The organism is Oceanobacillus sp. CAU 1775 (assembly GCF_054482815.1).
In genome coordinates, this window is the sequence record NZ_JBTLRO010000010.1 from 1 (window position 1) to 13,329 (window position 13,329).

At 36.9% G+C, this 13,329-nt stretch carries 9 protein-coding genes, 2 tRNA genes and 2 rRNA genes; 9 read left to right on the plus strand and 4 right to left on the minus strand.

The features are described from left to right. The 4 genes from ACXYMZ_RS14420 to ACXYMZ_RS14435 form a co-directional block, all read left to right on the plus strand. A 23S ribosomal RNA gene (locus tag ACXYMZ_RS14420) occupies positions 1 to 227 on the plus strand; the annotation flags it as partial. A gap of 124 nt (positions 228 to 351) precedes the next feature. Further along, a 5S ribosomal RNA gene (gene rrf, locus ACXYMZ_RS14425) occupies positions 352 to 467 on the plus strand. Positions 468 to 496: 29 nt separating this feature from the next. Continuing rightward, positions 497 to 571, plus strand: a tRNA-Asn gene (locus tag ACXYMZ_RS14430). Between the two features lie 23 nt (positions 572 to 594). Next, positions 595 to 667 (plus strand) — tRNA-Thr (locus ACXYMZ_RS14435). A 158-nt stretch (positions 668 to 825) separates the two neighbouring features. Here ACXYMZ_RS14435 and ACXYMZ_RS14440 read toward each other — a convergent pair. After that, complete coding sequence (locus ACXYMZ_RS14440) at positions 826 to 1,425, minus strand: TetR/AcrR family transcriptional regulator (RefSeq protein ID WP_458949112.1); 600 nt, start codon at positions 1,423 to 1,425, stop codon at positions 826 to 828. Positions 1,426 to 1,726: 301 nt separating this feature from the next. Here ACXYMZ_RS14440 and ACXYMZ_RS14445 point away from each other — a divergent pair, with 301 nt between their 5' ends. Further along, complete coding sequence (locus ACXYMZ_RS14445; protein ID WP_458949113.1) at positions 1,727 to 3,370, plus strand: GMC family oxidoreductase; 1,644 nt, start codon at positions 1,727 to 1,729, stop codon at positions 3,368 to 3,370. A 148-nt stretch (positions 3,371 to 3,518) separates the two neighbouring features. Then, on the plus strand, positions 3,519 to 4,445 hold the full coding sequence (locus ACXYMZ_RS14450) for an NADP-dependent oxidoreductase (protein ID WP_458949114.1): 927 nt from the start codon (positions 3,519 to 3,521) through the stop codon (positions 4,443 to 4,445). Between the two features lie 171 nt (positions 4,446 to 4,616). Here ACXYMZ_RS14450 and ACXYMZ_RS14455 read toward each other — a convergent pair whose 3' ends face one another. Continuing rightward, positions 4,617 to 6,056, minus strand: a complete 1,440-nt coding sequence (locus ACXYMZ_RS14455; RefSeq protein ID WP_458949115.1) for a YfcC family protein — start codon at positions 6,054 to 6,056, stop codon at positions 4,617 to 4,619. Positions 6,057 to 6,196: 140 nt separating this feature from the next. On the opposite strand from ACXYMZ_RS14455, the gene ACXYMZ_RS14460 reads away from it, so the two are divergent. Beyond that, complete coding sequence (locus ACXYMZ_RS14460) at positions 6,197 to 7,375, plus strand: amidohydrolase (RefSeq protein ID WP_458949116.1); 1,179 nt, start codon at positions 6,197 to 6,199, stop codon at positions 7,373 to 7,375. A gap of 179 nt (positions 7,376 to 7,554) precedes the next feature. On the opposite strand, the gene ACXYMZ_RS14465 is transcribed toward ACXYMZ_RS14460, so the two are convergent. Together ACXYMZ_RS14465 and ACXYMZ_RS14470 are read right to left on the minus strand one after the other, a co-directional pair. Continuing rightward, complete coding sequence (locus tag ACXYMZ_RS14465) at positions 7,555 to 8,010, minus strand: YehR family lipoprotein (protein ID WP_458949117.1); 456 nt, start codon at positions 8,008 to 8,010, stop codon at positions 7,555 to 7,557. A 169-nt stretch (positions 8,011 to 8,179) separates the two neighbouring features. Beyond that, on the minus strand, positions 8,180 to 9,061 hold the full coding sequence (locus ACXYMZ_RS14470) for a MerR family transcriptional regulator (protein WP_458949118.1): 882 nt from the start codon (positions 9,059 to 9,061) through the stop codon (positions 8,180 to 8,182). 248 nt (positions 9,062 to 9,309) lie between these two features. Between ACXYMZ_RS14470 and ACXYMZ_RS14475 the strand changes: the two genes are divergently transcribed. Together ACXYMZ_RS14475 and ACXYMZ_RS14480 are read left to right on the plus strand one after the other, a co-directional pair. Next, positions 9,310 to 11,544, plus strand: coding sequence for an MMPL family transporter (locus tag ACXYMZ_RS14475; protein ID WP_458949119.1), 2,235 nt, complete (start codon positions 9,310 to 9,312; stop codon positions 11,542 to 11,544). A 253-nt stretch (positions 11,545 to 11,797) separates the two neighbouring features. After that, on the plus strand, positions 11,798 to 13,315 hold the full coding sequence (locus ACXYMZ_RS14480) for a phytoene desaturase family protein (protein WP_458949120.1): 1,518 nt from the start codon (positions 11,798 to 11,800) through the stop codon (positions 13,313 to 13,315). The last annotated feature ends 14 nt before the right edge of the window (positions 13,316 to 13,329 follow it).

A 13,329-nucleotide genomic window follows, 5' to 3' on the forward strand; every position in this document is an offset into this window, starting at 1 on the left:
GACACACCGCTGGTGTACCAGTTGTTCCGCCAGGAGCATAGCTGGGTAGCTACGTGTGGAAAGGATAAGTGCTGAAAGCATCTAAGCATGAAGCCCCCCTCAAGATGAGACTTCCCATCACTTCAAGTGAGTAAGATCCCTCAGAGACGATGAGGTTGATAGGTTCGAGGTGGAAGCATGGCAACATGTGTAGCTGACGAATACTAATCGATCGAGGGCTTAACTAACTTCATAAAATGCATGTCGTTGCATCACTCTTATTTAGTTTTCAGGGTATAATAAATAACCCTTGCATTTTTCTACAAAAATGCATATAATAAAATTTGTCCTTCATTTTGAAAGACAAGCATGTCTGGTAGCGATGGCGGAAAGGTCACACCTGTTCCCATACCGAACACAGTAGTTAAGCTTTCCAGCGCCGATGGTAGTTGAGACTTTGTCTCTGCGAGAGTAGGACGCCGCCAGGCATATTTTAATTATTTACTTATATTATTGTTCCACAGTAGCTCAGTGGTAGAGCAATCGGCTGTTAACCGATCGGTCGTAGGTTCGAATCCTACCTGTGGAGCCATTTTTTTGTATATATTTATATACGCTTCCATAGCTCAGCAGGTAGAGTGCTTCCATGGTAAGGAAGAGGTCGTCGGTTCAAATCCGACTGGAAGCTCTTGATATAGAAGGCTCTTGTTCACTTAGAACAAGAGCCTTTTTAGTATATAAATTTCTAAGGTAAGGATACATTACTAGTTGTATTTGAAAGTTCTTCGTAATTCTACTTTTACAATTCGAATAGTGGATGGGGTTGTTCCTTGTTTTGGAACTCAGTCACGAATTTACACTCATCTTAGTTTTGGGGTAATCTGCTTTGAGGATATCAAGCGATTGTTTAGATATTTCTTCGGGAGATAGTGTGTAATCACTTTTAATCCATTCTAATATAATCCCTAGATCTCCATAAGTACGATATGTAATAAAGCTTGTATCATTAATATCGAGCGCTTGCTCGCCAACCAATATAATTTCTTCATGAAAGCTTCTAATTGTTTGAATCGTTTTATCTAGAAGACCTGGTATTGAATCAGGTTCCTTGAGTAAATCAAACAAATCCGAGTTCTGATGAATATAATGAAAAACTTTCACAGAAGAGGAAGAAAAGTTATCTATATCCAAATATCCAGGAACGCTTAAGTTTAATAAAAATGCTTTTTGGAGTTCATCACTCATTTTTTCAACAATTTCATGTGTCAAATCCTCTTTATTATTAAAGTGAGCATAGAAGGTTGCTCTGTTGTAATCTGCTCTTTCAACAATATCTGTGACACTGACTTTTGCATAACCTTTTTCTTTGATCAGTTGTATATATGATTTTATGAATGTTTGTTTTGTTCTTCTAACTCTTCTATCTAACGTATTTTCTTGCTTCACTTCATTTTCCTCCTAAGTATTTTTAATAATTCCATACAAAATATGAAAAAGTGTTGTTTATGTATACAGAACATCTAATTTTACTGATTGCGTTGATTATTCTGACTGTTATTATTATATATAGTACGAGAACTTTTAAGTTTTGTACGTGGGTTGCATGCTATTTATGTAAACGCTTTATTTCATTATCCGATAGAGTATAAAAGGTGACTAAAGAGAATTAGTTACTATTGTATCATGAGTAAAGCAATAGAGATAACTAAAGAATTAAGTATTAATCATAGATAAAAGGGGGATTCAAATGAGTTACAAAGCAGATTATGATTACATTATTATTGGAAGTGGTGCTTCGGGTAGTACATTGGCAAGTCGTTTAAGTGAGGACTCAAGCACCAAAGTATTAGTATTAGAAAGCGGTGGAAAAGATACAGATCCGGCGATTTCCATACCAAAAGGATTCTACTTTATTTTGGGTACACCAAAACACTCCTTCAATTACCCTACACTTCCTGGAGGCCCTGCACAGAAACCGGGAATGTGGCAACGTGGTCGAGTACTTGGCGGTTCGACATCGATTAATGGAATGAACTATGAACGTGGAAGTTCTAGTTATTGGGATCGCGTGTCCGCCCTAGGGAATGAAGGTTGGGGATGGTCGGAGATGGTAAAGGCATTCAAAGCATTCGAGAATCATCAGTTTGGTGAATCGGAAACAAGGGGAGAAGGTGGCCCTTTAAATATTCATGTTGACCGTGTACCAGACGAGTTAAATGAAGCAATTCTTACAGCGGGAGAAAAATGGGGATTGGATAGAGTTAAAGATATTAACGAATCTAATCACGAACGCATTGGGCATATGCCTAATACGGTTCGACGGGGTAGAAGATTAAGTGCTGCTAGTGCTTTTCTTAAACCAGCACTGAAACGTGGCAATATTACACTGGAACTAAACACTCATGTTGGTTGGATACTGTTTGAAGGAGATCAGGCAGTTGGAGTTCGTGTCAAGAATAATGCCGGCGAAGAACGAGATATTTATGCTAGAAAGGAAATCATTATTTCTGCAGGAACGGTAGAAACTCCTCTTTTACTAGAAAGATCTGGAATTGGAAATGCAGAAGTTCTTTCTCGAATTGGGGTTCCAGTACGTGTGGAAAGTCCGAGTGTTGGAGAGCATGCAGTTGAACAGATAATGGTAAATTATCAGGCTAGAATAAACAAACCGATTGGCTATAATGGCAAACTCTCATCCACGATGAAACAAATGGTTACAGGATCTAAATATTTACTAAATCGTAAAGGTGTTATTGCATCTGGTGCTCATGAAATTGTGTCCTTTTTCAAGTCTGATCCGAATTTGGATCACGCTGATTTGACGGCAATGTTTAATCCGCTGACGACAGTATTTACCCCTGCTGGAATGAGGGTAGCAACAGAACCAGGTTTTTCAGCGTCGGGATTGTTATTACACCCAACGACAGAAGGTTCAGTGCATAGTAGTGGAGCTAGTCCTGATGATCCGCCAATTATTGATTCTCGCTTTTTAGAAACGGAACATGATCGTAAGGGAATTGTTAAAGCGATTCAAACGATTCGGGAAATCGCTGCACAAAGTCCTCTTGCTGACCTTATAGAGACTGAAATGGTACCAGGGCCTGATATTCAAAGTGAAGAAGATTTACTTAAGTATGCTTCGGCAAGCCCACATGTTTTTCATGCAGTTGGTACTTCTCGAATGGGGCCGAATGATGAAGATGTGGTTGATTCGAAATTAAAGGTGAGGGGTGTAAAGAATTTACGTGTAGTAGATGCGTCAGTTCTACCTATTCAACCTGGAAATACAATGGCACCTGCAATTGCTATCGGATGGCGAGCTGCGGATATGATTTTATCAGAAGACAAAGAAACGACGAAAACGGTGAAGGACACTGTTCATAGTCTATAGTTATTGAGCTATCGTCTTACTTTGATAGGAACTGAATATATTTAATAGTCTTTAATACCGTATTTATTTCTATACAATCAGAATATTTGAACCACTGGATATTATACCTTAGTATTAATATAGACTTAATGTAGAAAGGGTGTAATCAATGAAAGCGATTATTGTTAATGAGGGCGGTAATGTAGAGGATTTTGTTGAAAAAGAAGTTGACAAACCGAGAGTGAAGTCAGATGAAGTATTGATTGAAGTCCGTGCTGTTTCCATTAATCCTGTAGATAATGCCATTCGTAAAGGTCTCATGTCATTTAAATTAGAGTCTCCAATGATTTTAGGGACGGATATTGCTGGCGTGGTCTCTGAAGTTGGTGAAGATGTTACTGACTTTGCTGTAGGTGATGAAGTTTTCACTTCCTATAAACTAAATCGACCTGGTGGTTTGGCTGAATACGTATCGATTCCGCAGAAGTATGTACTAAAAAAGCCAGAGAATGTTTCTTTTGAAGAAGCTTCGGCTCTAGGTATCGCCGCACTTACTGCGTACCAACTCGTAAATAGAGAATCTTATCAAGTGCAAGAAGGCGAAACAATCTTTGTGCAAGGTGGTTCTGGTGGAGTAGGTTCTTACACCGTACAGTTCGCAAAACAAAATGGTGCAAACGTTATTGCTACAACTAGCAGGAATGAAGAACTTCTTGAATCACTTGGTGTAAATCAAGTTGTTAATTATAAAGAAGAAGATGTATCAAAAGTTTTTGCTAACAAAGCAAATATGTTAATTGACACTGTAGGTCAGGGAACGGAAACACTACCAGTTGTAGTTGAAGGCGGCCGAGCATTAACACCAGCGGCTCCTATTTCTGAAGACAAGGCTAGAGAAAGAGATATCAAGATTGATCGTATTGTCTATGAAATAAATATGGACCAATTAAAAAAATTTATTGATCAAGTGGCTCGTGGAGAACTGAAAGTCGTCATAGATGAAGTTTTTCCATTTAACAAAGACGGTGTACAGAAAGCTTATAAATTAAGTGAATCAGGACATGCGGCAGGAAAAATCGTTATAAAAGTTAAATAATAAAGATAGTAAAATTATAAAGAATTTGTGCTAAAAAAATCCATATTTCATTCAATATCTTCATCAGTCAAACATCATTCTCTAGCGTTTAGCTAGAAAATATTAAAAAGCCAGAACAAAGGATATCGAAACATCCTCGTTCTAGCTTTTTTAATTTAACCAAATCTATCCCTAATAGTTCATAGCTTGTGCAATAAAGAGGAAGACAATCCCTACAGCATACCAAATGAGGAGTAGCGGCCAAATAAATTTAACCCACTTTTCCCATGATACTCTTGCAATAGCTAATACTGCCATAAAGTATCCTGATGTTGGGTAAAAGATATTCGTAAATCCATCCCCCATTAGGAATGCAAGAACTGCAGTTTGTCTTGTTACACCTGAAAGGTCAGCAAGTCCATTCATAATTGGCATCGTAACGACAGCTTGTCCACTTCCAGAAGGAATGAGGAAGTTAAGTAGTGCTTGGAAAATTAACATAATTGTAGCTGTCACACCACTTGGTACAGCTTCTACTAAATTTCCACCAACGTAAATGATTGTATCCATAATATTACCATCATTCAACACAACAGCAACCCCGCGCGCGACACCAACAACCATTGCGCCTAGAAGGATATTCTTACACCCTTCAACGAAAGACTCGGCTAATTCCGATAATTTCAGTCCGCCAAGTATACCGACTACAATTCCGGTGAAAATATATAATCCAGATAATTCACGGAAATACCAACCATGTTCAAATAATCCCCAAAGTAATACGCCGAATGCAATAATAATTGCAACTGTAACAAGTTTTTGTCTTGTAGTTGCTTTTTCATTCGTTATACTTTCAATTTCTTGTAATTGCGCAGTATCTTTATCTCCATATGTAACACTCAATTCTGGATTCGCTCGAACTTTCTTAGCGTAGCGCATAACGAATAACATACCAACGATAAGGATTATAGAAAGAATTACAATACGATAACCTATTCCAGAGTAGAGTTCAACTTCAGCAATCGTTTGCGAAACACCTAAGTTTGCTGGTGCTGTTAAAGCAATTGTAAAACCGGCAATTGTTGCTACGAGTACGGTTCCCACTGCAGTAACTTTATCAAATCCTAGTTTTAGTATTAACGGTAAAATTGCTGGCAGATATATTAATGATAATTCAACTTGACCAGTAAATGTCGTAATTAATGCAAATGGAATCATTAATATTGGAATAACGAATAGTCCTTTATTAGAAAAGGTATTTGCTAGTTTTCCTACTCCTAAATTAATTACTCCGGTCCGTTCAATAATCGCGAACATACCACCAATCATTATAATCCCAAACACAATTTCGGCTGTTTCAATAAAGCCTGTTGGAATCGCAAACATAAAGTTTAGGAAGCTAACAGGCGTTTGTTCGACAACTTCGTATGAATCTGGAACAACGACGATTCTACCAGCGTCATTTTCAACACGATCGTATTCTCCAGCAGGTACGATATAACTTGCGATAGCTGCAAGCATAATAATAATGAATAGAACGACGAAAATATGTGGCATAAAGGACTTCTTTTCTCCGCCGCTATTGCTTTCATTATTTGTTACACTTACTTTTTTAGAACTCTTCTTTGACAAACTATTCACTCCCCTTTATATTATGTCTATCGAATTTACCATTATAATGATAAAATTACAATATGATTAAAGATAAATTAATATTATTTTACAATAACTTACGTTTAATAGGGAATTATATTTAAAAAGGAGGAAGTAAATTGAATTTGGCAACGCTAAAAAAAGAGGCTGAAAAGATTAACGAAGAGGTTATTGGGTGGAGACGACATTTACACCAATATCCCGAAGTAGCTTTTCAAGAAGTGGAAACCTCACAATTTGTTTACGATACATTACAATCTTTTGGTAATTTAGAAGTCACTCGTCCAACTAAAACGAGTGTAATGGCCAGGTTGATTGGTTCAGAAGAAGGGAAGACCATCGCTGTTCGAGCAGATATCGATGCATTGCCTGTTAAAGAAGAGAATGACTTCGATTTTATTTCAAAAAATGAAGGAGCAATGCATGCTTGTGGCCACGATGGGCATACAGCAATTTTACTTGGTGCGGCAAAAATACTTTCGAAAAAACAAGATGAAATAAAAGGTGAAATTCGCTTTCTATTCCAACATGCGGAAGAAGTTTTCCCTGGTGGTGCTTTAGAAATGGTTGATGCGGGAGTAATGGAAGGCGTCGATGCGATTATTGGTAATCATCTATGGTCGCCTTTAGAAGCGGGGAAAATTAGTGTCTCACGTGGACCAGTTATGGCTGCAGCTGATACATTCCAAATTAAAATAAAAGGAAATGCGGGGCATGCTGGAGTACCACATACTTCGGTAGATGCAATTACAACGGCAGCACAAGTTGTTACTAACCTTCAACAAATTGTTGCTCGTAATATTGATCCACTCGATAGTCTCGTTGTGTCAATCACAAAGATTCACGGTGGAACGGCTATGAATGTACTTCCAGGTTCTGTAGAAATTGCAGGAACGGTTCGATTATATAACATGGCGCTGCGTGATACTGCTAAAACGCGGATGGAGCAAATTGTAAAAGGAATTACGGAAGCACATGGGGCAAGTTATAAATTTATTTATAATGATGGGCCAGCAGCAGTAATTAATGACGACACACTTGCTGATACGGTAAAAGATGCTGCGATTGAATTATTTGGTGAGGATGCTGTTGTGAGTGACAAACCGAATATGACAGCGGAGGACTTCTCTGGATTTCTAACAGAGGCTCCTGGTGTATATTTCTTTACAGGTGTGAGAGATGAGAACAAAGGAACCGATTACCCACACCATCACTCTATGTTTGATATCGATGAAGAACAATTAAATAAAGCTGTTCAAATGTTTGTCTATTCAACTTGGAGATTATTGAATAGCTAAAAAGGAATATATCAGAGTAGTACTTGCTTCCATGGATTCTGACATATTTATTATGACGACTTTGTGGAAGGGTAATCGTACTTGTTGAGCGGGATAATAAAGCAAAATACTTCACAAAAAAACTTTTATCCATTTTGGGATAAAAGTTTTTTTATTTTAACTTACCTTAATTATAAAGATTATTCCACAATCCCAAATCCTTGACCTTGTAACATTTCAATTGTTTTTTCTAAACTAATATAGTCAGCGTCTGTATCTTCAAAGGTAGATCCTTCTAATTGAGCAACTTCTTCTAGGTCTGCTTCTTCATAATTTACTGCCAATGTTTCAATTGCTTGGCCTTCCTGATAGTCAATACTATGTGTAACTCCTTCTACTTCATTAAATCCAGCAACTATTTCGCCTAACTGTGCTTCTGCTTCCTCTGCATTAGAAACACCCAACGCTTCATATGTAATAATATTATCCGCAGTTTGTTTTACTACTTCATCGCCTTCAGCTTCTAATGTGATTTCGATAATCACGCCATTTTGTTCTGCGCGCATTACTGTCGTTGTTTCTTCCCCACCTGAACCACAAGCAACTAAAATAAAACTAAAAAATAATGTGACACATAATACCATTAACCTTTTCATAATCACTATTCCTTTCTGACATCCCGATGATAATTTGGTAGTTAAAGAGATAACACCTAACTAACTTTAGCCTATAACATACCATCTCAAACTTTCTTTTTCATGAATGACATAAGATGTAAAAAAATATAACTAGCTATAAATTATAGCTAGCTTTACTTTGTCGACTTTACTCCATCAAATCTTCTAATCGAAAAGAGAGGTGGATATGTTTAGGCTTGATGATTTTGGTCATCGTTCTGGCACCTTCTCCACCAATATGAAACTCTATATCAGGGTATCTACTTGCCACTGCATCTAACTCTTCTAATAATAATTCATTACTTTCAAAAGGAAACAGGGTTGAAGCTGAGAACAAAACCTTTTTAGGGTTTAAACTTTTCACTAAGGTTTCAATAGAAGAGAACTTTGGAGAAGCTCCAATTCTAGTTGTCCGCCATCCCTGAATTCTTAACTGCAAAAGGATTATCTGTAGAGGAATCTCATGATGTTCGCCTGGTAGGCAAAATCCTAATACATCTGGATCTGTTGGGTGGCTTTCAAAGTTTCTCGTTATTTCTGTGAGAAAGTCACGCACTACTAGACTTGAAATTGTTTCTTGACTCTCATCCCACTCTCCAGACTCCCATAGGTTTCCAATCTTTCTCAAAAGGGGAGATACTGTATTATCTAGAAAAAGAGACAAACCATATTTGTGGTTAGCTTCCTTTAACAAAAGGAAAAGTCCAGCTTCATCATAGATTGTTCCTCGCTTGATTAACTCTTTTACATAAGGACTTTCTTCAACTTGTATTGGTAACTCTTCTAGTTCTTCGCTTCTGCTCTGCAATACAGCATGAATCGCATCTTTTACAGAGAGTTTTCGCTCCCTAGCTTCTCTTATTTCTTTTAAAATTAAAATATCATCCAACGTATAAACTCGATAGCCATTATCTAAGCGCTTAGGTTGAATGATTTGATATCGATCTTCCCATTTGCGGATAAGTTGTTCGGAAACACCACTTAAATCTGCTGCATCTTTGATATAATAATATTTTTGGAATTCATCCATCTTCATTCACCTTTATAAAAGTATTATTTTTGATAGTATAACACAACCTTATACAGAAATATAGTAAAAAAGATATGGAACTCATTCTTGTATAATATTTCCATATAAACTATAATAGTGTTTGTTCCCTGTTATATTAGGGTATCGCATACTTATATTAAAATAATAAGTTTATAACATTGTACATATTGTATCTATTTAGTGTATAACTTTAATATGAGGATTGAAATTGAGGAGATGGAAAGTTAATGAAAAACATATTGGAAAAAATTAGTTCTGTTGTTGCGGATCGTAAAACACGCTGGGGTACGCTATTCATTTGGATTTTACTCATTGGAGTAGTATCTTTCGTATGGCCGCAAGTAAATGAACGTGAAACAACGGATACGCAATTGTTGCCGGATGATGCGATGTCAGTGGAAGCGGGTGGGATTGTTGAAAAAGAATTCTCTGACGGTGCAGGTACACCATTACTTTTAGTTTGGCAACGTGATGGTGGATTAGAAGAAGATGACTATACAGCTATCATTGAATTGTATGCGGAGTTAAATGAGAATGCATTAGAACATCAAAAATCGATCCCACCGCTACATGAAGTTCCGCCTCAAGCGCTAATGGATAGTGCTTCAGAGGACGGGGAAGCTTTAACAACGCCGATTTTCTTTGCGGATGCTTCGGTAGATCAACTTCAAGCAGATTTAGATCAATTAGCTGAAATAATTGAAGCGCAAATTGGTAGTGAAGTTTTAGAGAGTGAGATTGGCGAAGAAGGATTACATGTTCGTTTTTCAGGACCAGTTGGAATACAAACAGATGCAGTATCACTTTTTAGTAATGCAGATATTACACTTTTAATTGCGACGGTAGTCATAGTATTTGTGATTCTTATTTTACTTTATCGTTCACCGATTCTAGCGATGGTTCCATTAATAGCTGTTGGATTAGCTTTTCTGTTAATTAGTCCAATACTTGGCTTCCTTGCTGACCGAGAATTAATAATGATTGATGCACAAGCCATTTCCATCATGACGGTATTATTATTTGGAGCAGGTACAGACTACGCTATTTTCTTAATTTCACGATACCGTGATGAATTACGTTATGAAGAAAATAAATATATAGCACTCAAGAAAGCGATGGGCGGAACTGGCGGAGCGATAATGATCAGCTCACTAACAACTGTTACTGCTTTATTAACTTTAGCATTAGCAAATTATGCTTCCTTTGATCGTTTTGCAATACCATTTAGTCTGTCGATCTTTGTTATGGGGATTGCTGCCTTAACTATTTTGCCTGCAATTTTAGCCTTAATCGGGCGTGTGGCGTTTATCCCATTTGTTCCTCGTACAGAAGAAATGACGAAGCGATTGGAAGAAAAGAAAGGGAAAAAAGTTCGACGCACAAAAGATGGCAATCGATTAGGGAAAAAGATTGGAAAATTAGTTACCGATCGACCATGGACAATCATTATTGTGACATTAGTGTTGCTTGGTGCACTGGTAGCCTTTATTCCACAAATGAAATTTACGTATGCTTTATTAAATTCATTCCCAGATGATATGGAATCACGAGAAGGATTTACGATTATTGCTAAACATTACCCACCTGGAGAAATTGCACCTGTTCAAATAATTGTAGATTCGAATGGGGAAGAGCTTGCGTTAAAAGAAGAGTTAGAAGCACATGCGGAAGTCGAACTTGTTTCCGATCCAGTTGAAGGTTCGGAAAATGAAGAGATGATGAAGTGGGATGTCACGCTTGCGATTGATCCATATTCGAATGAAGCATTAGAAACGATACCTGAGTTCAAAGAGATTGCAGAAGATGCGTTAAAATCAGCCGGAATCGACAATGTAGAAGGTTTGGTGTGGATTGGAGGAGAAACAGCATCTCTCTATGACACACAGGAGACTACGAATCGTGACCAATCTGTTATCATGCCTGCTCTCTTGATAGTCATTGCATTACTACTAGTTGTCTACTTTAAATCAATTGTCGCCATGTTCTATCTGTTGGCAACAGTATTATTATCGTATTTATCAGCATTAGGACTAGGATGGATTGTCCTGCATTATATCTTTGGAGTAGATGAAATTCAGGGCTTAATCCCACTATATGTATTCGTATTCTCTGTAGCTTTAGGGATAGATTACAATATATTCCTTGTTTCTAACCTATGGCAAAAGCGAAGAAAAATGCCGCTTAAACGAGCAATTGCAGAAAGTGTCGGTGAGACAGGAAGTGTGATAAGTTCAGCTGGTTTAATCTTAGCTGCTACATTCTCTGTTTTAGCTGTTATGCCATTAGACCTCTTAGTACACTTTGGAACGATTGTTGCAATAGGGATTATATTAGATACATTTATTGTTCGACCATTACTTGTACCTGCAATTACAATGGTACTTGGAAGAGTTGCATTTTGGCCTGGTGAACTCTGGAAAGTAAAAAATGATGAAAGTCTTGAAGACATAACGAAGAAGTAAAAGAAATGATAAACCGTATCAGCGAATAAAAGCTGATGCGGTTTTTTAGTGATGTTTTGTATAATGTTTATAAAAGTACTTTGTACACTTCTGATTCCCGAAGGTTATACAAATATAATAGTTTAAAGTAGATTAAATCAGTGAATACCAATAATATACTAGAATTTAACAATAAGGCTTGACTAATATATATATAAAATTGTACAATGTTTGATATTAAGAAGTATAGAGATACCAGAGAAGGAGTGCCAAAATGAAAAAACAAATAACAGTTGTCGGGGCAGGTGTAGCAGGTTTAGCAAGTGCTATTCGCTTACAAAATGCAGGGTATGATGTAGAGGTTTATGAGAAAGAAGCTATACCTGGTGGGAAGATGCACCTGATTGAAAAAGATGGCTATAGGTTTGACCTAGGCCCAACAATTGTCATGATGCCTGAACTGTATAAGGAAGTATTTGAGATTTGCGGAAGAGACCCTGATGATTACATACCAATGGAAAAGCTCGATCCAATGTACAAGGTTCACTATAAAGATGGGGCGCCATCAGTTTCGATATCTTCGGATTTAACGGAATTGATTCGAACAATGGAGGGTATTAGTGACGAAGATGCACAAGGATTTCTAGATTATTTACAAGAAATCTATAAACGCTTTATCGTAGCGAAAAAACACTTTATCCAACGACCGTTTAGAAATCAAAAAGATTTTTATAATCCCTTCATGCTTAAACAAGCAATGAAACTTAGAACACTCGATAACGCAGAGAATTTTCTAAAGAAATATATTAAGGATAAACGTTTAAGACAGATGATTAGCTTTCAAACATTATACATAGGTGTATCACCTTACACTGGTCCATCTTTATACTCTATTATTCCGATGATTGAGTTTTTATATGGAGTTTGGTTTATAAAAGGTGGCATGTACACCATGGCTAAATCGATGGAAAGGCTATTCAAAGAATTAGGTGGGAAAATTCATTACAACAGTAATGTAGAAGAAATATTAATTGAAAATGGTGCTGCGACAGGAATATTGGTAAATGGGGAAAGAAAATACTCGGATTATGTTATATGCAACGCTGATTTTCCTTTTGCGATGAAGAATCTTGTGAAGAATGAAAAGGCAAAAGGGAAATACACAGATAAAAAAATAGATAAAATGAAATATTCTTGTTCGTGCTTCTTATTGTACTTGGGAATGGATAGAAAGTATGAAGAGATAGATCATGTGCATCAATTTGTTTTTAACGAGGACTTAGAAGAGAATCTAGAAGATATTTTTGAAGGAAGAAAATTAGAATCAGGTTCATTCTATGTATATATGGGCTCGAAGAAAGATCCATCGATGGCTCCAGAAGGTAAAGACGGAATCTATGCATTAATGCCAGTATCTGAATTATCAACGGCTAAATACGAATGGAATGATGAAACTGTTAGTCATTACCGCAATCAAATCATTAACTCCTTAAAAGAAATTAAGGGATTTGAAAATATTGAACAAGAAATTGTAACGGAAACTTATATTACACCTAAGGATTTTGAATCAAAGTTTAATGCGTATAATGGCGCGACTTTTGGATTACAGCCAACATTGTCACAAAGTAACCATATGCGACCACAAAGTAAAGCAGCAAATTGCGAGAATTTGTATTTCACAGGAAGTAGTACTCACCCAGGTGCAGGTGTGCCAATTGTCCTTTTATCCGCTAGAATCGCTGCACAGGAATTAATGTCTGACGATCAAGGTATCATTTTTGATTATGAATAAAATCATAAAGGAGA